The sequence below is a fragment of the Phascolarctobacterium sp. genome, from assembly GCF_030531065.1.
GTDB lineage: Bacteria > Bacillota > Negativicutes > Acidaminococcales > Acidaminococcaceae > Phascolarctobacterium_A.
The window spans coordinates 105351-129858 of record NZ_JAUNOQ010000001.1 but is presented as its reverse complement, the minus strand read 5'-3'; the positions used below and the strand labels follow the sequence as shown (position 1 = coordinate 129858).

General features: G+C 50.2%; 23 protein-coding genes and 1 tRNA gene. All 24 read right to left on the bottom strand.

From position 1 onward, the window contains the following. Positions 1-3: 3 nt before the first annotated feature. The 24 genes from Q4E64_RS00640 to Q4E64_RS00525 all read right to left on the bottom strand — a co-directional run bounded on the left by Q4E64_RS00640 (position 4) and on the right by Q4E64_RS00525 (position 24118). Positions 4-1065, bottom strand: a complete 1062-nt coding sequence (locus Q4E64_RS00640; RefSeq protein ID WP_303165728.1) for a type II secretion system F family protein — start codon at positions 1063-1065, stop codon at positions 4-6. Between the two features lie 207 nt (positions 1066-1272). Further along, positions 1273-2076: a hypothetical protein gene (locus Q4E64_RS00635; RefSeq protein WP_303165727.1), complete on the bottom strand. Its 804-nt coding sequence runs from the start codon at positions 2074-2076 to the stop codon at positions 1273-1275. Continuing rightward, positions 2073-3836: a phosphoethanolamine transferase gene (locus Q4E64_RS00630; protein WP_303165726.1), complete on the bottom strand. Its 1764-nt coding sequence runs from the start codon at positions 3834-3836 to the stop codon at positions 2073-2075. Before Q4E64_RS00630 ends, Q4E64_RS00635 begins: the two co-directional genes overlap by 4 nt. Positions 3837-4042: 206 nt before the next feature. Further along, complete coding sequence (locus Q4E64_RS00625; RefSeq protein WP_303165725.1) at positions 4043-4534, bottom strand: hypothetical protein; 492 nt, start codon at positions 4532-4534, stop codon at positions 4043-4045. A 10-nt stretch (positions 4535-4544) separates the two neighbouring features. Further along, positions 4545-5132 carry a hypothetical protein gene (locus Q4E64_RS00620; protein WP_303165724.1) on the bottom strand — a complete coding sequence of 196 codons (588 nt, stop codon included), beginning with the start codon at positions 5130-5132 and terminating at the stop codon, positions 4545-4547. A gap of 160 nt (positions 5133-5292) precedes the next feature. Further along, a tRNA-Leu gene (locus tag Q4E64_RS00615) sits at positions 5293-5378 on the bottom strand. 193 nt (positions 5379-5571) lie between these two features. Next, positions 5572-7179, bottom strand: a complete 1608-nt coding sequence (locus Q4E64_RS00610; protein WP_303165723.1) for an FAD-dependent oxidoreductase — start codon at positions 7177-7179, stop codon at positions 5572-5574. Between the two features lie 12 nt (positions 7180-7191). Continuing rightward, complete coding sequence (locus Q4E64_RS00605; protein WP_303165722.1) at positions 7192-7866, bottom strand: 4Fe-4S dicluster domain-containing protein; 675 nt, start codon at positions 7864-7866, stop codon at positions 7192-7194. A gap of 336 nt (positions 7867-8202) precedes the next feature. Continuing rightward, on the bottom strand, positions 8203-9036 hold the full coding sequence (locus Q4E64_RS00600) for an FAD/NAD(P)-binding protein (RefSeq protein WP_303165721.1): 834 nt from the start codon (positions 9034-9036) through the stop codon (positions 8203-8205). Further along, positions 9029-10066, bottom strand: a complete 1038-nt coding sequence (locus tag Q4E64_RS00595; RefSeq protein WP_303165720.1) for a 4Fe-4S dicluster domain-containing protein — start codon at positions 10064-10066, stop codon at positions 9029-9031. The genes Q4E64_RS00600 and Q4E64_RS00595 overlap by 8 nt, the downstream gene beginning before the upstream one ends. Continuing rightward, positions 10059-11048, bottom strand: a complete 990-nt coding sequence (locus Q4E64_RS00590; RefSeq protein WP_303165719.1) for a 4Fe-4S dicluster domain-containing protein — start codon at positions 11046-11048, stop codon at positions 10059-10061. Before Q4E64_RS00590 ends, Q4E64_RS00595 begins: the two co-directional genes overlap by 8 nt. Beyond that, positions 11036-11476, bottom strand: a complete 441-nt coding sequence (locus Q4E64_RS00585) for a hydrogenase iron-sulfur subunit (RefSeq protein WP_303165718.1) — start codon at positions 11474-11476, stop codon at positions 11036-11038. The genes Q4E64_RS00590 and Q4E64_RS00585 overlap by 13 nt, the downstream gene beginning before the upstream one ends. After that, on the bottom strand, positions 11470-13458 hold the full coding sequence (locus Q4E64_RS00580) for a CoB--CoM heterodisulfide reductase iron-sulfur subunit A family protein (protein WP_303165717.1): 1989 nt from the start codon (positions 13456-13458) through the stop codon (positions 11470-11472). Before Q4E64_RS00580 ends, Q4E64_RS00585 begins: the two co-directional genes overlap by 7 nt. An 11-nt stretch (positions 13459-13469) precedes the next feature. Continuing rightward, positions 13470-13859 carry a 4Fe-4S dicluster domain-containing protein gene (locus Q4E64_RS00575; protein WP_303165716.1) on the bottom strand — a complete coding sequence of 130 codons (390 nt, stop codon included), beginning with the start codon at positions 13857-13859 and terminating at the stop codon, positions 13470-13472. After that, entirely contained in the window at positions 13846-14655 is an 810-nt protein-coding gene (locus Q4E64_RS00570; protein WP_303165715.1) for a CoB--CoM heterodisulfide reductase iron-sulfur subunit B family protein, read from the bottom strand. Before Q4E64_RS00570 ends, Q4E64_RS00575 begins: the two co-directional genes overlap by 14 nt. A gap of 451 nt (positions 14656-15106) precedes the next feature. Then, complete coding sequence (locus tag Q4E64_RS00565; RefSeq protein ID WP_303165714.1) at positions 15107-16516, bottom strand: sodium:alanine symporter family protein; 1410 nt, start codon at positions 16514-16516, stop codon at positions 15107-15109. A gap of 130 nt (positions 16517-16646) precedes the next feature. Then, complete coding sequence (locus Q4E64_RS00560; protein ID WP_303165713.1) at positions 16647-17036, bottom strand: HI0074 family nucleotidyltransferase substrate-binding subunit; 390 nt, start codon at positions 17034-17036, stop codon at positions 16647-16649. After that, positions 17020-17310 carry a nucleotidyltransferase family protein gene (locus tag Q4E64_RS00555; protein WP_303165712.1) on the bottom strand — a complete coding sequence of 97 codons (291 nt, stop codon included), beginning with the start codon at positions 17308-17310 and terminating at the stop codon, positions 17020-17022. Before Q4E64_RS00555 ends, Q4E64_RS00560 begins: the two co-directional genes overlap by 17 nt. 363 nt (positions 17311-17673) lie before the next feature. Then, positions 17674-18891, bottom strand: coding sequence for an S-layer homology domain-containing protein (locus Q4E64_RS00550; protein ID WP_303165711.1), 1218 nt, complete (start codon positions 18889-18891; stop codon positions 17674-17676). Between the two features lie 308 nt (positions 18892-19199). Next, positions 19200-20414: a Fic family protein gene (locus tag Q4E64_RS00545; RefSeq protein ID WP_303165710.1), complete on the bottom strand. Its 1215-nt coding sequence runs from the start codon at positions 20412-20414 to the stop codon at positions 19200-19202. A gap of 170 nt (positions 20415-20584) precedes the next feature. Beyond that, positions 20585-21133 carry a hypothetical protein gene (locus Q4E64_RS00540; RefSeq protein ID WP_303165709.1) on the bottom strand — a complete coding sequence of 183 codons (549 nt, stop codon included), beginning with the start codon at positions 21131-21133 and terminating at the stop codon, positions 20585-20587. A 357-nt stretch (positions 21134-21490) separates the two neighbouring features. Continuing rightward, positions 21491-22729: an S-layer homology domain-containing protein gene (locus Q4E64_RS00535; protein ID WP_303165708.1), complete on the bottom strand. Its 1239-nt coding sequence runs from the start codon at positions 22727-22729 to the stop codon at positions 21491-21493. 335 nt (positions 22730-23064) lie between these two features. After that, positions 23065-23460, bottom strand: a complete 396-nt coding sequence (locus tag Q4E64_RS00530; protein WP_303165707.1) for a type II toxin-antitoxin system HicB family antitoxin — start codon at positions 23458-23460, stop codon at positions 23065-23067. 109 nt (positions 23461-23569) lie between these two features. Continuing rightward, entirely contained in the window at positions 23570-24118 is a 549-nt protein-coding gene (locus tag Q4E64_RS00525) for a hypothetical protein (protein ID WP_303165706.1), read from the bottom strand. Between the last annotated feature and the right edge of the window lie 390 nt (positions 24119-24508).

The following is a 24508-nucleotide window of genomic DNA, read 5'->3' as shown; positions in this document are numbered from 1 at the left end:
AATTTACGCCGGCAAAGCCGACAGCATTTCCAGCAACGGGCTCACAACTGCACATACCACCGCCGCAATAACCAAGGCCGCCACTAACAGCAGCATTGGCGCCAACACTTCCTTAATTTTGGCTAATTTAATTCGCAAATCTTCCTCGCCTATTCGTGCCGCTTCCCGCAGCATCCGCGGAAGATAACCTGTCGCCGCGCCAACATCCAGCAAAGCCTGCGTAAGCGGCGAAAACAGTCCTTCTGCTCCCGTAAGCGCCGTGCTTAAATCCAGACCGCGCTGCAGCCTGCCGTTCAGCAAAAGCAGCTGGCTGCGGTAACTGCGGTCAGACACAGTATCGGCCACAGCCGCCACAGCCTGGGTAATGTTCAGCCCGCTGTCCAATAAAAGCGCCAGCAGCTTACAAAAGCGAACTTCATAGATAAGGCGGTAAAAATTTCCGCTCCAGCTGCGTCCCCACAGCCAGCGCAGTCCCCGTTTGCCGCCCAGCGCCGCCAGCAGGCCGCAGCCCGCCGCCAACGCCAGCGACAGCAAGGGATACTGCGCCAGCCGCATATGCAGCTGCAAAAGCAGGGCCAGCATACCTTTGGGCTCCACACGCATTCCCCTGTAAACATCAGCCAGCACCGGCAAAACATAGAGCAAAAAGAACAGCAGCACACAAGCGGCAGCCGCCAGCAGCAGCAAGGGATACGCCGCAGCCTTAGCGACAAAGCGCCGCAGCTGGTCCTGTTCCTCATAGTATGCCGCAAGCTGCTCCAATACCGCGCCCAGCTGCCCGCTGACCTCTCCCGCCGCTACCAGTTTAACAGCTAACGGCGGGAAGAACGCCGCTTCCTGCGCCATGGCACCGGCTAAAGTGCTGCCTCTGGCAAGCAGCTGCTGTAAGCGGTAACACACCAGCGCCAGTTCGCTGTCCAATCTGCTGCGCAGCAGCCCTATGGCTCGCAGCAGCGGCAAGCCGCTTTGCAGGATAACCGCCAGCTGTCGGAAGAAAACTATTCGTTGTTGAGCTGTAAAGCTTTTGCCGAAGAAAATTTTGCACGCCTCCTTGACTGTAAGCATAATATGCTTTATGCCCGCCTGCTGAAAAAGTTTTATTCACACATGAAAAGAATTGGTAAAACCTGCATGGCAAAATTGTGAACTGCCGCGCAGCAAAAAGCTCCGCAAGCCCAATTCATCAGGCCTGCGGAGCTTTTGTGAAATTGTTGGTTTTTACAAGCCAAAAGCGTAAAATTTCTTTTTCCCTACAAAATTAGCATTTTCGTTTTATCTATGGTATCTGCCATGTTCTTTTACCAAAATAACCTTTACCCTATCGTCGTCGCGGATAGCGGCATATTTTCGACGAAGCAAGACCTCATACCACTTTTGTCCGTCCAGCCAACACAAAAGCGCAATACGGGGGGGTAATTGCAAGCTGCTCACAAATTCATAATAGTCCCCTTGAAACGATACTGCGTCGACGTTGCCGGAAGCCGCAATAGCTTGCGTTTTTACTTTTACATCGTTAATTTCTGTTTTGCTCATCTTCTTAAATTTATAATACGGGAAATAATAGCTTGTTTTGAAGCCAGCTCGTTTAAACACATCCAAAGCCTGCCAACATTTACTTTCAACCCAAACTTTGCTTTTATCAACGCCATACCTATCTATAAGCGAATTTAAATCAGACAACGCATTTTCTTTATTATCTAAACTTAAATTCTTGAAATCTAGCCATAATGCATTCTTAATCGCCAACGACGCATATTCCTGAAATTGCTTTTCTAAATTATAGTCTTCCAAATTATCTTTGTCGTGTGAATTTTCAAAGGCCCTGCTATCTTCGTAATATATAATATCAAACTCCAGTCCAGCATACTTACCTGCAAATTCTTGCTGCTTACCAACCGAGTCCACTCTATGCAGCCAAAATTTATCAGGCATATATCGTTCTGCCCAATAGTTTTCTACGCTGGCTGGAGCGAACCTTAACAACCTTACGGCTATCCTGTCATAATTAAAAATAGCTAACGCTACACAAAGCGCTAAAATTATAAATTTTGTTTTTTGCCAAAGCTTTTCCATCATTGCAAATCCTCCCGTACGAGTTTCTTACCGTACAATGTCTTAAAGCGCCGTATATCGTCATTATAATACGCTCTCGTAATATCGTTTTCTTGTTCATATATGTCTTGTATTTTGATATTCATCAAGCCTAACATCATATTAAAAATCAAATCATTGGTAAACTCTTTATCTTGAGAATTACGCAAAGTATTTACCATAGCCGCATCTTTTTGCCTAAAGGCTTCGCTAAAACCTATATACATGGGGATATGCGTCATCGACCAAACGAATCTGCCAGAATCGTGTCCTAATTTTTCTTCAACCGCCTCGGCATGATCCGCAAAATAAATTAAGCACTTAAACCCTTGCAGTTTTTGTACCTGCTCATAAATTTGGCTTACAACATAATCATTGTATAAAATGCTATTATCATATTTATCAACGCCTTTATTATTCCCGGAAAATTTCTCAAAAGCTTGAGGATATCTTTCTTCATAAGTACTGTGATTGCCCATCAAATGAATAACCACCAACATCTTATCAGTTATTTTTAAATTATTAATGCTATCCAAAAGCTTTAAATCGTAAAAATTGGTCGCCGTCGTTTCTCCTATGTTATGGTTCAACCAACTTTGCTGATTAGCTTCTCTGGCAATAACGGTAATGGGCGTATCCCAAGCGCTGTATTTTACCTGATTGCTAAGCCAGGCCGTTTCATATCCTGCGGCTTCGGCGGCTTCTAAAAGAGATATTGCATGTTCCAATTGCAACTCGTTATACTGGTTTTTAGCAGTCAGCGCATACGTCAAAACAGGTACGGTATGCGTATGGCAGGAATAAGCGTTAGTAAATTTAAGAAAATTATCCTGTCTAAACACTTCTTCTAACCACGGCGTCGTTTTTCTGTTATAACCGTAAACCGACATATGCTCTTTATTCTGCGACTCGCCAATGACTAATACAAAAATACCGTTTGCAGCGTTATCGTCCTGCAACGCAATCTTAACCTGCTCTTTTCTTTTAGCCTGCATTGCCTGGAATGCGTCGTATTTTTGTAAATTACTTCTAGCGTCGCGTACTATATTCACTACCAGATTATTTCTTGTCTTATACCCAACAATCAAGCACGCTAATACCGTCAATGCCACCCATATTTTAAGCCACCGTTGTTCTCTGAAAAAATTTAAACTTGATAAAGTCCACCATAACTTTATAACGGCTAAAAGAATGACAATACCAACAGCTAGTCCCGTCGCAGACAAATAATCTGATAAATATTCCTTAGATTCGTTAAAATTACTCTGCATAACAGCCAATAAAGTATCCGAAGCAAACCATGCGCCCGTTGACAAATAATATCCCCAAGAAACGACCGCTACCGTCAAAACAGGTAACAAGCACAACCCCGCAAGGATTTGTTTAGATAATTTATAATTCAGCAGGGAATTTATCAAAGTAACCAAACAAATAGCGTTCAAAGAAAAACTCATATAATCTACAACTAAAGAAGTTTGACTACCGTCATTCACAAAATAATAAATCAAAAGCACGGAAAGCAATAAAAATTCCGCAGTTCCGCAAATAGCCAGGTATCTTTTTCTATTTTTATACATATAACTCGCCGACATGATAAGTACGGCAGAAGCGAATAACTTCTCTGTGTGCCTATACAATATGCTTTGCGATAGTATACTGATAAACGCTAATAAGCCAAGATACACTAAAGCGCTTTCTAAAATACAACGCAAAATCTTTTTCCTACAATCATTTTCCATCATCATAACCTCCCAGCATTTCTAGGATAATTATAACGACTCGTCCCCCCAGTCAAGCAAAAGTGCATCGAGCGCTTTTGCCTTGCGGCACTTACGTGCCAGATGCCTCTCTTCTCAGGCTCATAGCTACTTAACAACCGCAGCAGCAATCATAAAAAAAGCTCCGCAAGCCCTATTCATCAGGCCTGCGGAACTTTTTGGAGTTTACTTTTTCAATACCATTGCGTTTTGGAAAGCAGCCAGCCCTCTTCTCCGCTTTGCAGCGAGCGCACGCGCAGCCACGTACCCTCGTCCACCGGCTTAGCCGCAGACTTAGGCACGGATAAAACAGCCTGTTCCCCTCCAGTGGTCTGCACCTTGATAAGACAAGGACTGTTAGCCTTTTGCAGCTGCGGATCCTCCAGCTTATAAACCGCGCCCTTAACCAGCTTATACTTCGTCTTAGACTCATCCTCCGCCAGCAGATTATCCTGCATAATTACCGCCGTGGGAGCTTCCATAACTACCTGTTCCAGTACGGTCAGTTCTTCGCCTGTGCTGAAGGCACTGCAACGCGCCGCAGTCACCGAAGGCGCAGCATAGAACTCATCCGTCGCGCTGACGCTAACCGTATGCAGCCGGGTACCTAAAATATTATCAGCCATAATAAAGCCTGCCGCAGCGCAAAGGAACGCTAAAAGCAGCAAAACCGTTCTTTTACTCATCACAGGCACCTCACATCAATTCACTATCGGACAAAGCGTCGTACTGCATGTATCCCGGCCTGCCGTTAAATTCGACTTTTTTCCATTGACCGATATAGGGAAAGCGCAGATAAGCAGTGTCAAAATTCTTTTCATAATACTTGCCGTCCACGAACACGCGTCCTCTGGTTTCGCCGCTGCCATTATCAGCCCGCAGCACCAAAACCTGGCTTCCGGCAGGAATAATATGCCTGCGCCCGAACAGGCGCTGAAATTGCAGCTCTACCGTAGTTACCGCATATCTGTCGTCCTTATCCTGACTGGACACCAAATCAAGGTAATCCACCTTAACACCCCTGGACATACGCTCGATAACTGTTCCCTTCAGGCCTGACGGTATATTGTACATTTCCGCCTTATCCCGCAGCACCACGCACTGCAGGCGACCCGCTTCTACCGCAGCATACTGCAAATTTTCCGTCAGCTGCGCCGTATTATACTTCTCCCCGCTTGTTCCCTGCGCGAACAGCAGGGCGTAGCAGGCTCCGGTCACAAGCCCTATGACAAAAAAGCCCGTCAGTACAAAGGCCTGAGCCTTTAAGGCGTGTCTATTTTTCATACGTCAGCACTCCTCTGTTAAAAATAAGAAGCCTAAAGCTAAATACTTACAAGTATATTTTTACATAATTGCCGTTACAATTCAAGCCCCTGGAGTTAAGCTGCAATAAAAGATACAAAAAAGACCTAAGAGCAAACTCCTAGGTCTCGATAAACAAAAATGGTGCGGTAGAGAGGATTTGAACCTCCACGGGGTTGCCCCCACTAGCTCCTGAGGCTAGCGCGTCTGCCGTTCCGCCACTACCGCATCTATATTCTATGCTGCTTTCATAAGCAACATAGATATGATAGCACAATAAAACGAGGCTGTCAACTATTTTCTTTGACAACACTACTGCCGCAAAGAGGTCAGGCAGCTTGCTTTTTATTACAAACTGCCTAACCCTGCTGTGAACAAATTATAGAAAGTTCAAGAAAAGCTGAACTTGCTATCCAGCAGCTTATCTGGCGTTTCTGCCGTGAGTATAAACCGGCAGCAGCTTCGGCGACAGCTCGCCCTGCACCCCGGCCTCACGTTCCTCCGCCGCATAGCGGGCCACATGCTCCAGGCTCAGCCTGCCCACTTTAACCGTTTTGGCAACAGCGGCGGCCTTAGTGCCGGCAATGCGGCCAAAGACGATAATATCCAGCAGACTGTTGCCCATCAAGCGGTTAGTGCCGTGAATACCGCCCACAGCCTCGCCCGCTACAAACAAACCCGGTATTTTCGTCTGCGCGTCCTTATCGATTAAAATACCGCCGTTCTGATAATGCAGCGTGGGATAAACCAGAATCGGCTCCTTGCGCAAATCGATACCGAATTTAGCGTACATGCGCAGCATACCGGGAATGCGTTTGGCAATCGTGCCCTCGCCGTGCAGCATTTCAATCAGCGGCGTATCCAGCCACAGCGCCACGCCGTCCAGCGCCTTCACGCCCTTGCCGCGCACAGTGCATTCGCGGATAATCGAAGCCGCCGCCACGTCGCGGGTTTCCAACGGGTGCATGAAAATCTCGCCCTCGCTGTTGACCAGCTGCGCGCCGATGGAACGCACCTTTTCCGTCACCAAAGCGCCGTAAATCTGCGCCGGATAAGCCACGCCCGTCGGATGGTATTGAATGGCGTCGGCGTAAATCAGCGGCGCGCCCGCACGATAAGCCATCACCAGCCCGTCGGCCGTAGCCCCGTAATGGTTGGAGGTGGGGAAGCCCTGATAATGCAGGCGGCCTGCGCCGCCCGTCGCCATAACCACAGTCTTGGCGCGTACCACCTTGTACTCGCAGCTGTCGTAATCCCACAGCACAGCCCCCGCCGCTTTACCCTCGCCGTCCAGCAAAAGCTCGACGGCCGGAGCGAACTCCAGCGCGGGAATGCCGCGGTTCTGTACCTCGTCCCGCAGCACGCGCATAATTTCCGCGCCGGTGTAATCGGCGCAAGCGTGCATCCGCTTACGGCTGGTGCCGCCGCCATGGGTCGTCACCATATTGCCGTCCTGCTCCTTATCGAACATCACGCCTAACCTGCTGAGCCAGTCGATAGCCAGCGGCCCGTTCGTCACCAGCTCTTCCAACAGCTCCGGGATATTTTTATAATGACCGCCGCCAAAGGCGTCCAAATAATGTACCGCCGGCGAATCGTTAGCCTTATCGGCAGCCTGAATACCGCCCTCGGCCATCATCGTGTTGGCGTCGCCCATGCGCAGCTTGGTAACGACTAAAACGCTGGCGCCGCCATTAGCCGCCTCCAGCGCCGCGCTGGCTCCCGCGCCGCCGCCGCCGATAACCAAAACGTCCACATCGTAATCCAGCCGTTCCAAATCCAGCTCCACGCCCTCTAAGCGGCTCTTGCCCTCTAAAAGACGCGCCAGCTCCACCGGCACCTTCTGTCCCTTATTGGGGCCTACCTCCAGCACCTTAAAGCCCTTGGCGCTGTAATCGGGATGGAATTCCTGCAGCAGCGCTTCCTTTTCCTCGGCGCTGAAGCGTTCAATGGAGGCATGCAGGCGGGAAGCGCGGGTAGCCTCCACCTTCGCCATGGATTTCAACATTTCTTCCGTAAATGCGCTCATCTTTCTGCCTCCTTACTTTTCAATCTCGCGTTTATTATACAGCTCCTTGATCTCGTCAAGAGGCATCTTTTTCAGCTTATCCAGCAGCGCCGCATAATCGCCGTTTTCGATTTCCGCCACGCGCTGCGCCAAATGCTTGCATTCGGGCGCAATATATTTGCCTGTCAAGCGGCGGCACAGCAGGCCGACGGCGCTGTGGCTGATTTGCGCCGGGCAGCGGGACGCGCAGATATTGCAGCCCACGCAGTCGAACGAAGCGTGCGCGGCCTTGGCGTAATCGCCGCGCTGGGCGTAAGCGATGTACTGCATAACATTCAGTCCCTGCGGACAGCCCTTAGTGCAGGCGTTACAGCCAATGCAGCTGTAAATTTCCGGGTACAACTGCCCCACAATATTGTCCGTCGCCTTAATTTCTTCTATATTGAAGGTACGCTTATTGACGGGGAAGTAATCTATCCTGCCCACGCACATACCTTCTTCCACCTTAGTTTGGCAGGAAAGCACCACCTTCAGCTCCGTGCTGCCCTTAATGCGGTAAATAACAGCGCAGGCCCCGCAAAAGCCGCTGCGGCAGCCGCAGCCCCGCACCAGCTTAAACCCGGCGTATTCCATGGCGTCCATAATGGTCAGGGCGGCAGGCACAGAATACTTCTTGCCCAGCAGATATACTGTTACCATATCTTCCATTTATTTTTCCTCCTAAAATTAAGGATGTTGTTTCTCCCTCCGCCTCGCTTACGCGAGGCACCTCCCTCAAAGAGGAAGGACAAGTAAAACAGCAGTATAAAGCGATTATCGCACTTGCACTTCAGCTCACGCCTAACCTAAACAAGCGTCAGAATCGTCTTTAGACGAGGCGGCAAATTGCCGACAACGTAATATAAGCCTATTGATAACCTCGGCACATGTTAGAATCGTCTTTAGGCGAGGCGGCAGGCAAGTAGCAAGCGAGATAATACTAAAAGTATATCGAGCGCAGCTAATTGCCGACAACGAAGCATAAAGCGATTATGGCATGTGCCGCTAGTACTCGTCAGGCATAACGTCCAACTCATCGCAAGTAAACACCGGCCCATCCTTGCACACATACTTCCTACCAATATTGCAGCGGCCGCACTTGCCCACGCCGCACTTCATGCGCAGCTCCAGCGTAGTATAAACCTGGCTTTTCTTAAAGCCCATTTCCGTCAACGCTTTAAGGCACAGCTTAATCATAATCGGCGGCCCGCACAGCAGCACCGTTTTATCCGGCGTAAAGTCCAGCTGTTTCAGAAAGTCCGGCACAAAGCCCACGTTGCCGTTCCAGCCCTCCTGCGCACGGTCGATGGTCAGATGCACACGCGTATTTTCCCGCTGCGGCCATACCTGCGTCAATTCCTCGTAGCGCACAAAATCTTCTTTACTGCGCGCGCCGTAGACGATATCGATAGCGCCGTAATCGCCGCGCTTATCCAGCATATAATTGATAACGCTGCGCAGAGGCGCTAGGCCGATGCCGCCGGCGATAAAGAGCAAATCCTTGCCTCTCAGCTTATCTTCCACGGGAAAATGGTTGCCGTAAGGCCCGCGTACTGCAATTTCCTGTCCTGCCTCTACCTCAAAATGCAGGAAATCCGTTATGCAGCCGCAGCGCTTAATGCTGAACTCCATATATTTTGCGTTAGTAGGCGAAGAAGTGATGGAAAATATCGCCTCGCCCTTGCCCGGCACGGACAGGATAGCGCATTGTCCCGGCAAATGCTCAAACAGCTTGCCGCCGCCCGGCTTTTCCACGCGAAAGGTTTTGACGTCGGCGGTATCGCTGTACACGTCCGTCACCACGCCCACCTGCGGAATCAGCGTATCGTTTTTATACATCCTCGCTCACCTCCAAAGCCTTGGCTACCTTCACAATGTTTAAGTTCACCGGACATTTTTGCAGGCAGCGACCGCAGCCTACGCAGGCGTATGCGCCCGCGTTATTTTCCGGGAAATAAACCAGCTTGTGCATATATCTTTGGCGGAAGCGTTCCAAGCGCGTCTTGCGCGGATTGCCGTGAGCCATTTTAGTAAAATCGCTGGCCATGCAGCTGTCCCAGCAGCGGAAGCGCTGGGTTTTGCTTTCCGTAGCCTGATAATCACGTATATCATAGCAATGACAGGTAGGGCAAATATAAGTACAGGTACAGCAGGACAAGCAGGACGGCGACAAACGCTCCCACACGCCGCTGTTAAATACCTTCAATTCGTTCTGCGGCAGCTTATCGTTCACCTTAAAATCGTGCAGCGGCAGCAAACTTAAAATTTTATGCGTCAGCTCCTGCTGCTCTTTCACCGCGTCGGTATCATCCGTTTCTGTCAAAAGGCCGCCTAATTTTTCCGTCAGCGCTACGCCTCGTTCCGTTACCGGCTGCCAATACAAAGCGTCCGCTGTCAGCCAGATTTGCACATCGGCGGCAGGCTTGGCCGCGTCGATGCCAAAGGCATGGCAAAAGCAGGTTTCCTCCGGCTCGCTGCAGCCCAGACCAATAACCAGCGTGTTAGCCCGGCGCGTTTGGTAATAGGTATCTACCGGTTCCTGCAAAAATACCATATCCAGCAGCTCAAAGCTACGCGCGTCGCAGGCCCGCACGCCCAGCAGAATAACCTGCTCCTCATCGGGGCGCTGCTGCACGATGGCCAGGCGCTTGCCGCTGGACGTAAAGGTCAGCAGCTGCTCTACCTGCGGGAAGAACGCATCCTTAGCCGAACGCGCCGTCAAAGGCGCGTCCAAAGCTACCTGCGCCTGCTCGCTGTAAGCGGCAAAATCCACCTTGCCGTTTTTATCGGCGCAGGGCAAAAGCAGCCTGCCCTCCTGCGCCAAAGCGGCGTACAGCTCAGGCAAATCCGCCCGACTCAGCTTATACATGGCGCTCGCCTCCCTTCAGCGCGATTTCCGTTTCAGCGTCGTTCAGCCTGTAATCCGTCAAGGGAGCAGGCGTGACGGCGTCCTCCCCCGCCTGATAGGCTCCAAAGAAGCTGTTAATATCCTTAATAAATTTCATATTCAAAAGCCCCAGCTTAACTCCCTGCGGACAAACGCGGGCGCATTCGCCGCAACCCACGCAGCGTCCCGCCACATGATAAGCGCGGATAATATGAAAGAGCTGCTCCTCCACCGGGTCGGCATAAGCCTTGCCTGCTACCGGAGAATCCGGCTTATCAAAGATGCACTGCTCGCAACTGCACGCCGGACAAATATCGCGGCAGGCATTGCAACGGATGCACTTGCTCAGCTCCTGCTGCCAAAAGGCAAAGCGTTCCTCCGCGCTCATAGCCTCCACAGCCTTCACTCCGGCAAATTTGTCGCCGGTAAACGCAGGAGTCTCCAAGGGCTGTCCCAGCTCGTCGTCGGCAATTTTATAAGCGCTGCCCTTGCACATTCTGCACTTATCAAGCAGCACCTCTCGCTTGGACAGGGTTAAATTGCCCGCAGCGGTAGTCACCTGCACCTCGTCGCCGTCGCAGACCACCTTAACGATAGCCTTAGCTCCGGCAGCTTTAATTTTCTTAATATCGACCATGCCGCTGCAGGGCGTGCCCACTGCGTAAACCAGCTCCCGCTTGACGCGGTGGTCCTTCAAGAGCTGATTTAACCCATAAGTATCGCAGGGCTTGAGAAAGACTGCCGTTCTTAGCCCCCTGCGGCTGGTCTGCATCAAATACTTACTTAAATTGGCAGGACAAAATTCATCGTACACAATATCCTGACAAGCTTCCGCGTCGGCAAAAAAGGCCGGCGCATTATCATAAAAGAATTCGCCGCTGCGCCAGGCCAGCACGCGCTCCACCGTGCCGTCGCCCAAGAGCTTAGCGGCCTTTTCCCGCATCAGCTTATTTATTTCGCGCATCGCAAATCCCTCAACTTTACATTTTCTCCCAACGCGGCAATATGCTGCGCAAAATCGTTCATTACCTGGGCAAAACGCGCGCCCTCGGCGGCGCTGACCCATTCCACGCGGAAACGCTCCCCGGCTACGCCCAGATAATTAAGCATGCCTAAAAGCAGCGTCATGCGGCGGCGGGTAAAATAATTGCCCGTCGTATAATGACAATCTCCCGGATGGCAGCCGCACAAAATCACGCCGTCCGCGCCGCGGGCAAAAGCGCGCAGAATAAACAAGGGATTGACTCTGCAGGAGCAGGGCACCTTGATAATCTTAATATTGGCCGGGTAGCTCTTACGGGCAGTACCTGCTCCGTCCGCACCGGCATAGCTGCACCAGTTGCAGCAAAAGGCTACTATTTTCGGTTCGCAGGTGCTCTTAGCTTCTAACATAACGCATCCACCTCCGCTAAAATCTGCCGGTTAGTGAAGCCCTTGAGATCCATGGAGCCGCTGGGGCAGGCCACCGTGCAGGCGCCGCAGCCTTGGCACAGCGCCGGGTTTACCACGGCCACCATGCGCTCCTCCCGCACGCCGGTCAAGGCGATCACCGTTTTGGCTTCGTAGCTGATAGCGCCGTAAGGACATACGCGGGCGCAAGTCTGACAGCCGCTGCAAATATTTTCCTGGCATTCGGCAATGCAGGGGTTGGTCGCCAAATGATCCTTGGCTAAAAGACCAATAACCTTAGCCGCAGCGGCCCCCGCCTGCGAAACAGTTTCCGGGATATCCTTGGGACCCTGGCACATACCGGATAAAAAGATGCCTGCCGTCGGGCTTTCTACCGGACGCAGCTTAGGATGAGCCTCCACATAAAAATCGTCGTTGTCAATGCTGGCCGTCAGCATCGTCGCCAGCTTACGCGCTGCGGGAGCAGGCTGCACCGCCGCCGCCAGCACCACCAGATCAGGATGCAGAGTCAGCTGCCTGCCGCTGTTCAAATCGCTGGCCTGCAAGGTAATTCTACCGTCGCCGTCGGTCACGACCTTGCCCACCTGTCCGCGTACATAATGCACGCCGTATTCCTCCACGGCGCGGCGCTGAAATTCGTCAAAGCCCTTGCCGGGAGTGCGCACGTCTATATAAAAAACGGTTACGTCTATATTGGGATATTTTTCGCGGATATACATGGCATGCTTAGCGTTATACATACAGCAAATCTTGCTGCAGTAGCTCTTGCCCCGCTCCGAAGTATCGCGCGAGCCCACGCAGGAAACGATAACGACGGACTCCGGCTCCTTGCCGCTGGACGGGCATACTAAATGCCCTTCCGTCGGCCCCGCCGCGTTCGTCAGCCGTTCCAGCTGCAGCGAAGTGATAACGTCCTTGCTTTCGCCCCAGCCCAAATCGGCAAATTTATCCAGGGGTATCTGCTCAAAGCCCGTTGCCAGCACAATAGCGCCGTACTTTTCGCTAATAAGCTCGTCCTGCTGCGTATAGTCGATAGCCTCGCAGGGACAAATCCTGGAGCAAATGCCGCACTTACCGGTTTTGAATTTAATGCAGGCCTCCCGGTCGATAACCGGCACCTTGGGAATAGCCTGCGCAAAGGGAATATAAATTGCGCCGCGGTTTTTCAAGCCCATATCAAACTCGCTGGGAGTTTTGCGGGACGGGCATTTTTCCGTACACACGCCGCAGCCGCTGCACATATCCTCCTTCACGCTGCGCGCCTTGCGGCGGATGGTCACAGTGAAATTACCCACGTAGCCGCTCACGCCTTCCACCTCGCTATAGGTATACAGGGTAATATTTTCGTGCTGAGCCGCGTCCACCATTTTGGGTGTCAGGATGCAGGCGCTGCAATCCAGCGTCGGAAAGGTTTTATCCAGCTGCGCCATGCGCCCGCCAATAGTCGGCTCCTTTTCCACAATATCCACCTTATAACCCGCTTCGGCGATGTCCAGCGCCGTCTGGATACCGGCGATACCGCCGCCGATTACCAGCGCCCTCTTCACCACGTTGCTGCTCCCCGCCTGCAGCGGCGCGTTAAAGCGCGCCTTCGCCACCGCCGCCTTGGCCAGCTTTATCGCCTTGGCCGTGGCCTCGGCTTTATCCTTTAAAACCCAGGAGCACTGCTCGCGGATATTCGCTATCTCCACCATATAGGGGTTAATGCCTATACCCTCCGCGCATTTGCGGAAGGTGGCTTCGTGCATCCGCGGCGAACAGGAGCAAACCACCAGCCGGTTCAGGCCGTATTCCCGCACTGCCTGACGAATCAGCTCCTGCCCCTGTTCGGAGCACATATATTTATAATCAACGGCATAGGCCACGTCAGGAATCTGCCTGACAGCCTCCACAACTTGGGCAACATCCACCGTGCCGGCGATATTGCTGCCGCACCAACATACAAAGACACCTATTTTTTGCACGAGGATACCTCCTACTTGTTATATTTTCTGAAGGCCGCCACCAATGCCTGCTGCGGCATTTCCGCCGGATAACGCTCCAGCTGTTCGGCAGCCAGCCTGTTTCCTCCCTGTCGGCGAATAGCCGCTAAACGCGCAGCCTCCATCACTGCCGCCGGGCTGACGCCGCGAGGACAGCGCTGTTCGCAGGCCATGCAGGACACGCAGCTCCAGGGCGCGGCGGCAGCCAGCAGCTCGTCGCCATGACCGCAAATCGCTTCCCACACCATACGGTGAGGCAGCAAATCCATCGCTTCGGCAGCGGGGCAGGCAGCGCTGCAGCGGCCGCACTGCATACAGCGCCGCACATCGGTGCCGGACAAGGTCAGAATATATTCAGCCAGGGCCTTGCTATTCAGCTCCATCTGCCGCACCTCCTTCGTCCAAGCCCAGGGCCTCTGCCAACAGCTCTGTAAAATACAGTACGGGCAAACTGCCGGGCTTGCCGTTAGCCACTAAATTATAAGCGCACAGGGGGCAAGCCGTAATCAGCTCCTGCGCTCCCTTAGAGGCAGCGTTTTCTTTAATTTTGTCCACCATGCGGCGGCACAAAGCCTCGTTGGTCACCGCCAGATATCCGGCGCAGCATTCGTTGCGCATAGCGTAGGTTACTGGCGCAGCGCCCAGCGCTTTAAGAAATTGCTCCAAAATAGTTGGACGCTCAGGGTCGTCCATGGCCATAACCTGTCCCGGCCTGAGCAGCATACAGCCGTAATAAGCGCCTGCCGCTCTTCCCTTTAAGGGCTTAACCAGCTTTTGCGCCAGCGTCTCCCAGCCCACATGGTCGCGCAGCACCTCCAGATAATGCAGCACCTTCGTTTCGCCGCCGTAAGGCTCGGCCAGCTGCAAATAGCTGTTGACCTTTTGGCGCAGTTCGGCGTTAACCGCCATATCATGATTAACGCGCTTCAATACATGATGGCAGGCGCTGCACAGCGTTACCAAAACGCCGCCGCGCTCCCGTGCCGCAGCCAGAGCTCGCACTGCACTCAGCCGCTCGGCCACAGCGTCCGCCGCCATGGGGTAGACCGCGCCGCAGCATTGCCATTCCGGCAGCTCCTCCAGCGGAAAGCCTAAAGCCTCGGCGCAGCGCCGTGCCGCAACGTCCAGCTTTTTGGCTTTCGTGGAAAGCGTACAGCCGGGATAATAATTATAAATCATTCTTCTTCCCTCCTTGCTTGAGGATAGCGAAACAACCTTGACCAAATTGTTTTCTTTATTATTATTCTACACAAACCGTAAATTTACTGCTTGCGTCATAAAAATATTTACAAAAATACGGCGGGCAGGTTTTACCTCGCTCGCCGCAGTTACTTCGTCAATATTTATAAAACATTTTTTGGCTTTTCTGCCGGTAGATAAAATTACAATGCGATGGACATTCATGCTGTGCTGGAATTGCTTTTGGTAGTAATTGCCAGTATTAGTCTTGGTCTTTCTATTCGCGATAAGCATAAAAAATAACCGCCCAGTCGACCAAACTCGCGGTTATTTTTTACTAAAAGTTTGAGGGGCAACCGCTTATCGGTAGCACCTTTTTGTATTTATATTATAACATCAGGCGACGAAAAAGTCAAATAGACTTAAACGCCGTTTTGCCAACGCCACGTCCTTACTTCTGCCAATAATCCAGCTTTTGCGTAATGCCGACGGACGCAGCCTTAAAAACAGGGTTCTTGCCCGCGTCGCGCTGCGCTACGTAATCGTCCAAAGCGCGCAAAGCAGGCCCGCCCAGAATGCAGATAACCGGCAGGTTAATGATGGCCATGCAGCCCATCAATACGTCGGCCAAATCCCACATCAGGCCCATGCTGGAACCCGCGCCGATGAAAATAACCACGCAGGCAATAACGCGGTACGTCAAAACGAAGGTCTTGCCCGGCAACCGCTGCAAAATATAAGCGAAGCAGTTATCAACATAATACAGATTGCCCAGCAGCGTAGTAAAGGCAAACAGTACCATGGACACAGTGATGAACGCTTTAGCGTTAGCGCCCATGCTGGCAGCCAAAGCCTCCTGCACATAGGGCGCTCCGGCCAGCTCCGGAACAGGAGCGACGCCGGAGGACAGGCACATAAAAGCGGTAGCCGTGCAAATCAGCAGCGTATCGATAAATACGGACAGCATTTGCACCAGGCCCTGCTTAACGGGATGGGACACGTCTGCGGCAGCGGCAGCGTTAGGAGCGGAGCCTACGCCGGCCTCGTTGCTGTACAAGCCGCGCTTAATGCCGTACATCATGCAGGAGCCTGCCAAGCCGGAGAAAATCGCCTGAAAATCAAAGGCTTCGCTAAAGATATTGCCCAATACTCCCGGCAGTAAATCGATATGCATCATGGTCAGCACAAAGGCTACGGAAATATAAATAACGCCCATAATGGGAACTAAAGTGGAGGTGGCTTTAATCACACGCTTGCCGCCGCCCAACAAACACCAGCCCACCAGCACAGCCAGCACTGCGCCGATAATCCAGGGAGTGGTAGCCGGGTCGTAGAAGCTGTACGCGATAAAAGTAGATTGCAGATTGTACGCGCACAGCATATTAAAGCCGACGCCATAAGTAGCAATCAGGGAAATGCTGAAAATAACCGCCAACGCGCGGCTGCCCAAAGCGGCTTCAATATAATAAGCCGGGCCGCCGTAGCTGCCGTGCTCGCCGCGTTTTTTGTAAATCTGCGCCAAGGTGCTTTCAATAAAAGCGGACGCGCCGCCGACAACGGCGATAACCCACATCCAGAACACAGCGCCGTAACCGCCCAGGCAAATGGCCGTAGAAATGCCGATAATATTGCCCGTGCCTACGCGCGAAGCGGTGGATACCATCAAAGCCTGAAAGGACGAAACGGCGTGCTCGCCCTTGCCCACAGGCTTTTCCAAAATGACGCGGATAGTTTCCCCCAACAGGCGCGCCTGTATCAGCCGCGTGCGAAAGGTGTAGTACAAGCCCACGCCGATAAGCATGACAATCAGCAAATAGCTGTACATAAAGCCGCTGATAGCCCCAATAATTTCTGCAAACATAAAATCTCCTCCTCTAACCTCAATTCCCTAAATTATTTATATTATAACATATAAAGGCGTGCGTTGACAAATTTAAGCGGTGAGCAAACGCAAAAAAGTCCCCAACCCGTAACCGGATTGAGGGACTACGTTAGAGCCATTTGCTTTCAATTTCTTTTTGCAAAGCGTCGAACATCGGCAAATATTTTTCCTTGGCGTCTAAGATTATATTTTTAGCGACCGCCTCGTTGTACGAATGCGCTACGTTATTGCGCGACGCAAGCGCGTCCAGCCACAACTGCTCGTCGGCGATCAGCCCGGCCGTATAGGCGCGCTTCAACACCATGCGCGGCGAACCGAGATTTTCCGCAAGGAAGCCTTGCTGCTCTAAAATTTCTTTCATCGCCTTCCAGCTCTGCTCGAAGCAAATACCATATAACGACGCCATGCCGGTAAGGTTAATTGTGTTGTATTCGCCCGTAAAGCTTTCCAGCTCGTGCAAATTTTTTAAAGCTTGGCAAAAATTAGCGTATTTTTTCATAAAGCACAATCCCCTCCCGTTTGATGGACTGCCGCAAGTCCTCGTCGACGGCTGCGTCCAAATTAACGACGTCAACCAATAGTAAGGTTGGCAACTCCTCGTCGACCGCCGCCGCAAAAGCGCTGATATTGCCGCCGCTCACGGCCAAATCAATATCGCTGCGCTCCTTATTGTCGCCCCTCGCGCGGGAGCCAAACAAAATGAGCTTCTCTATTCCATATTGTCGCGCCATTTCTAACAACGCCTGCAGCAGCTGCCGCCTTAACCCGTACATAAACTTCTCCTCAAGCAAACGCTCGCAAAAATTTTGCGAGCTACTTATCGCTTTTTATTCGCGCCAACAAATTCGCTAAGATTACTGTTTCGCCTTACGCATCCCTGCGTACAGACATTATATCATGTCTACCGCGGCTCTGTCTTCGCTTTTCGCTCGCCAATCGCCGGGCGACAGATATATGTTCCACATCAGCTCTGTCTTCGCTTTTCGCTCGCCAATCGCTGTGTGTTCACATTATATCATTTTCACCTCGGCGCTGTCATATTTTTTACGCGCCGACCGTTGAGCCAAAAATCTTTGCACCATGCCAAAGAGCCGCTCCCGCAGGAACGGCTCTTAAATGCGTTATGCTAATGTCAATTAGAAAGTGAAGGTCAAATCGGCCCAAATGCGTTGGTCGTCAATCTTGCTGTCCAGCTTATCTTCAGTATCGTAGTAAACTACGGTGCCGACAATGTTCTTAGCGAAGGTGTAGTTAGCGCCAATGCCGTAACCTTTAAAGCCAGCGCCATCAAATACGTTGGCGTCAGTGGTATGAGCGATATAGGTCTGACCGCCCTGGTCGTAGTAATTAGCGAAAATCCCCCAGCTGTTCGGCGTATCTGCTTCCGCACCCTTGTAGGACAAACCGATTACGAAACCGTCGTCGTCTAAGTAATCGGCATCTTTATCGTGATCACTCAAATCGCCTTTTAAATACATGGCGGATAGTGTTACCGTCTCGTCAAAGGTATAATCGGCGCCCAAATACCAAATTGCATTATCAATATTGCTATCTTTCTCGCCAACTCCAGTGTACATATCTTTAAAGTTTACATAACCTGCAGCCACATTTAAAGCGTCAAAGGAAGCGGAAAGTTCGCCGCCAGCGTAGTTGCCGTTGGATTCGTCATCTGCATCTGTGCCTTTGCCTGCGAAACCGGTTACTTTAATATTATTGCCATAGGAAGCTTCCACGCCATCCACGCGGGCGTCGTAAATATTGCCGTTAGCGAAGAAAGCGTTGTAACGGCCTGCGGTTACGTTAATGCCGCCCAATTTACCTTCAACGTAAGCGCGTTGGAAGCTGGTGTCTTCGTCGCCGTTGTCGTTACCAAAGTCTTGGGTATTTTCAATCATACCGGTGTAGGACCAATCGTCGTTTACCTGACCGTTGATCCAGATACGGGAACGCAGGTCGTTTTCATAAGATTCGCCGCCGTTAGCGTCGCCTTCCTTGCTCATGTATTTGTAACGAACTTCGCCGGTAATTTTTACGTTGTCGGCTTTCTTTTCCAGGTTAGCAACGCGCACGCCCAAAGTATCCAGCTCGTCGGCAAATTCAGCGGCCAGCTTGTCTACGTTAGCGCCTTTAGCCATTGCTTTCGCAACGATTTGCGCCATTTCATAACGGGTCATCAGTTTATCGCCGCCAAAGGTAGCGTCGCCATAGCCGTCGATAACGCCAGCTGCAGCCAGCTTGTTCACGCTGTCGTATGCCCAGTGACCTGCGGGCACGTCGCTAAACGGATTGGCAGCGTAAGCGGAAGCGGTTACGCCCAATGCCATAGCCATTGCCAGTACCAAAGATTTTTTCATTTTCAATTCCTCCTTGCGGAAAACACACTAAATGCTTTAGCCCTGCCATCCCGCTTAGCCGCGGCCTTACCCGCTGCCCGTAAGTTGCCTTGTTTCCTTGCGTCGCGTTTAAAGTCTTTGCTAATTGGTGATTACAGTTAGCTTATGCATTTGCATATATACTATAGCACAAGCAAACAAAATATGCAAGCGTTAATACTCGCATACATCAATTACTTTATTCGCCTACTAGTATACAGTCTTATTATAGTATATATATCGTTTTGCGTCAAGGCGAAAAAGCGCCGCGACACGCGGCGCATGGCATATTATTGCCAGCCTGCAAGATTCAATTTAAAACGATGCTGCCTGCTCTCTTTATCGACTATCAAATATTCTGCCGGTATAGCATCCAATCGGGCGGAAATGGTATTTCGCGATTTTTTTAGAACGCCGGAAAGTTCTTGCATACTAATCCCCGCAGGAGAAAACAGCGCGGTTTGCAACAGCAAATTATATAGCTCGCCGGTCAGCTTATCATTTACAGATAACCCCTTTATCCTTGTCAAATACTCCTGATAGCGTTGCGATTGTTGACGAAGATAACGCAACGTATCTTGGGCGGCATTCTCGATTATTTGTAAAAAGCCCACTACAAAAGGCCCTAAATCGCCGCAGTTGGCATAAGCGCTTGTTTCATTAAACATTCTATAATACCGCACTTTATCATGCTTAATAACCAGCGACATATTGAGCGCTATCAAAGGCGACAGCTCTTTTGCTAAACAATAGGACGTTATAAACCTTACCGTGCGTCCATTACCGTCATAGAACGGGTGTAAATACCCAAATAAATAATGGAATATCGCCAATCTTATTACTGCGGCAAAGCTTCTGTCATTCAATAAGGCTAATGCCTTATCCATTCCTTTGATGAGCTCTTCTTCCGGAAACGCGCCCATATGCAATACTTTTTGCGTGCCTGCCGTAATTTCTACCTGTCCCGCCCTGAATATTTTCCCATCGGGCAAATTAAATGGGTTTTCCAGCTTTACTTCATCGTAAATAAACTCGTCGTAAAATTTTCGCACGTCGGAGCTCACGATAAAATCAATTTTTGCTGCAGATAAAAGCTTTTGATATTTAGACACAACGCTTTGAAAGCGTACTCCTGTCGCCGCGCTATTGCTCTGCACATGTTCGATAGCCTCGCGAATTTCTTTACGCGAACTACGCACGCCTTCAATTTCATTGCTAGCTTGTATTTCTTCGACCATACACGCCTGCAAATACTGGCGTATCGCTATCGGCGGCAAAAAGCGCTCCACATCCTGCAGCTCGAAATTCAGCCTATGTATACTATCGACCAACGTCAATAATTCCTTTGTATAATTCAAAAAGGCCGGATATGCTTGAGCATAATTATACTGTTTTATAGAAAAATCAAAATGCTCAACAAAGGGAGCGTTAAATCGCCCGGCATATTCCTGTTGCCACAAGCGTTCATTAGTATAAAATATCTTTTTTAACGACGAATATCTCATTTCGCTCCCTCCTTCCCTGCTCATCAAAACTTGTCAATTTTAACAAGTTGCCAAAGCCATCTTGTCAAAAATCGTCAATTTTGATAAGATGCTAACCCTATCTTATCAAAAAGCGTCAATTTTGACAAGTTAAAAGCGGGAGCCGCAGCCCCCGCCTCGTACTTTACATTTTATTTAGCGCGCAGCGCCCGGTCTATCTCCTGGCGTACCGCGCGGCCAAACTCCTCGTGCTTCCAGTCCCAACGCGCCGTCAGGCTAACGTCGATTTCCTTATCGCTCTTCAGCTTATGCTCGTAAAAAGCGCCGTTCAGGCGGTTGTACGCCACGGCCTTACCCTGCAAATTCAGTTTAGCGATGCGCTCGCCCGGCAACTGGCGTTCGCGTTTGCTCAATTCGTCCAGCTGCAAAGCGAAAACAATGTCCACATCGCCGTCCTTAGCGATTTTGGCTAAAGCGGCCTGCGTCGGCACGGCATTGCCTACTTTAGCGGCTTCGATAGCGGCGGTCAGCGCGTCGTTTTCCACCAGCACGAAGCCTTTTTTGCTTTTTAAAGCGTTAATGGCTTCCTTGTAATAAATTTGTCCCGCAAGCTCGTCGCCCGCTACATTGTTAATTAACGGCAGCAACGCCACCGTAGCGGCTTCGGCGGCGCCCAAAGCGGGCAGGCTGAAGCACAGCGTCATCAGTGTCAGCAATAAGCAGCGCAATACTTTTCTCATAAATAAAGCCTCCTTGCGTAAATTATAAATTTTTGTAAAACAATAGCTCCCTCAGTCATTTTGCACAGCAAAATGCCAGCCGGCCCAGGCCGCCCTCTCTTGGCCTGCGGCCAATTCACCTTGTCCCTCAAAGAGGGAGCAAAAGCATAACAAAAAGACTAGCTTTTAAGTGCCCCCTCTTAGAGGGGGCTGTCACCGAAGGTGACTGGGGGAGATAAAAATTCTCTACACTTCTATTGTAACATAAACCAGCCCCGCTGCCCACAGCCCGGCGAAAATTTCACAACGCTACCGTGCGCGGCAGGGTGCAAAAAAGGACTGCCGCAGCAGTCCTTTTGAGTAAGCTCCAAATAGTTATCAGAAGAAGAAGAACAATTCGGTGAAGATAGTTTGGTCGTCGTCGTTGCCAATCTTAGCTTCGGTGTCGTAGTAGTTTACGCACAGTTGAATGTTCTTAGCGAAGGTGTAATCCACGCCTGCGCTCCAGCCCTTGTAGCCGCCTTGATCCAAGAACATGGTAGCGTCGTAGGTCGGGGACAGGATAGCGTTGATCGGTTGGTCATAGTAGGAAGCGTGTACGCCCCAAGTATTTGCTACTTCGGCGTCAGCGCCTTTATAAGCCAAGGTTGCAACAAAGCCGTCTTTAGAAACGTCTTTATTATATTTCTTGTCGCTCCACATATATTCGTAAGCCAGATTCAAATCCTTAGCTACGTCCAAAGAAACGCCTACGTTGTAAATTTCCTTAGTATCGAAAGTAGAGTTATCTTTATCAAGAGCGCCATTTTTATCAAATGCAGGATCGGTTGCAGCGTTATCAGCTTTAAAGTAGTTGAAGTAACCGTTCACAACGCCAACATTAGCTTCTACGCCGGCAACGTAAATGCGATCTCCGCTATCATAAGTCAAGCCACCGTCAATAGCGTCATTGTCAGCGCCTTTAGCTGCGATACCGTAAACTTTTACTTTATCGCCATAAGAAACTTTAATGCCGTCTACATAAGAATCGAGGATAGCGCCAGTGTAGGTAACTTCGTCCCAACGGCCTGCATGAATTTGCAAACCGCCGATACGACCGTCTACATAAGCACGCTTCAAGCTAGTAGTTTCTTCGCCGTCATTATCATCAAAGTCTTGCTGGTTTTGCAACATAGCGGTGTAGGTCCAGTCGTCGTTTACCTGGCCTGCAACCCACAGACGGGTACGCAGATCGCCTTTATCATGACCATTTTCATGGGATTGATAACGGAAACGCGCTTGACCGGTAATTTTTACATTGTCGGCTTTCTTTTCCAAGTTAGCTACGCGCACGCCCAGAGTATCCAGCTCGTCGGCAAATTCTGCGGCCAGCTTGTCTACGTTAGCGCCTTTGGCCATTGCTTTCGCAACGATTTGCGCCATTTCATAACGAGTCATCAGCTTGTCGCCGCCGAAGGTAGCGTCGCCGTAACCCTCAACAATGCCTGCTGCTGCCAGCTTGTTAACGCTGTCGTATGCCCAGTGGCCTGCGGGCACGTCGCTGAACGGGTTGGCTGCGTAAGCGGAAGCGGTTACGCCCAAAGCCATTGCCATTGCTAAAACTAAAGATTTTTTCATTGTCAATTCCTCCATTTTAGGGTGTGATTTAAAAATCTTACCTGCGCTTTAGCTTTCGCCTGCATCAACGTCAATCAGCCGTTTCCCGTAAGAGTTGCCTTGTTTCCTCTACCATACTCCCGCTAACACGCTTTCAACCTGCTATCAGTAAAGCTAATGTAAAATTTTTATGAAGCTATTGTAACATACTTTAGCATTACGCGCAAGCCCTTAGCGAATGTATACAATTTATTTTCGCTTAACAGTGTACCTCTATGCGCAAATTACGCACAATTAGGAATTTGTCCGCGTTGTAAAACACAGAGCGTACTCCTGCTGTCCGCAAAACACGCACACTAGCGCGTAAGCCCCAGCTCGTTGAGCAACGCTCGTTGTAATAAATTAGAAAAATTAACGTTGCGCTCCTGCGCCAAATTATTCAACCACGCAGGAATGGACAAAGTTTTCTTAACCGATTTAGAATTGTATTTCCTATCGTAAGCTAATTTGTCAAAAGCGACCATCATGACAAACTGCTGCCCTTCTATTGCCAATGCGTTAGGCTTGGACGCCTGCGGATAATCCTCCGGCGCTTTTCCTTCCAGCATCAGCCCTATAGCTTCCTGCACATTGTCGAGAGCGTCTTCTAACGAATCTCCCTGCGTAAAACAACCGGGAATATCGGGCACATAAACAGAAACGCCTACTTCTTCCGGTTCAAACACTACGGGGTAAAAATATTTGGCCATCATCTTTCCTCCTTTGTATCCATTTTAACACGTAATATTACGTATGTAAAGCCGTACAAAAAAAGAGAGCCGCCGTAGCGGCCCCCAAAAGGAGATGATGCGTTTATGCTTTTTATTTGTCGCGCAGCATGCGGTCGATTTCAACGCGCACTACGCGACCCCATTCTTCATGCACCCAATCCCAACGGCTGGTCAAGGCTTCGGGAATAACCTTGTCGTTGTACAGACGGTGCTCGTAGGCTTTGCCGGTCAGCTTGTTATAAGAAACGGCATAGCCTTGCAAATCTAATTGCAGCTTGCGCTCTTCGCTGGAATCGATAACATTGTCTTGCAGCTTATCCAGCTGGATAGCGATAACGATGTCCACGTCGCCGTCCTTAGCAATTTTTGCCAGGGTTGCGGCGTTCGGTACCTTATTACCGATTTTGGCGGCGTCGATAACGGCGGTCAGCTTGTCGTTTTCCACCATGTAGAAGCCTTTTTTAGCGTTGATAGCGGCAATAGCATTTTTATAAAACACTTGATTTGCCAGCTCGTCGCCCTGAACATTATTAATCAGGGGAATCAACGCAATACCTGCTGCTTCTGCCGCGCCAAAGCAGGGAACGCTAAAGCACAGAGCCATAACAGCCATTAACAAATAGCGATACAATTTTTTCATTTTAATTCCTCCAGACGCATTATTAGCAAATGCTGAAATACATACTTATTGTAGCACAAAACCGCAGCAAAAGACAGTATTTCAGAAAATTTTTCTGACTTGACAGTCAAACATCAAACAATATATTATACTTTTATGTAAACAAAAGGTGTTAATTATTTCCAACACTAGCCCCACCTCCTTCCTGCTGGAAGAAGTCACAGCATTTTTATTCTATCATATGCATTCAGAATTATGCAATATTTTTTACGTGCAATTCATTCACAAAATCATACCATTATTTGCTTTATCGATCTTGCATTGCATCAAATACTATGCTATACTTTACTTAACCAAAAGGTGTTAATTATGTGAGCATTAGCTTCACGCAAAACAAGAAACCCTGGAGTG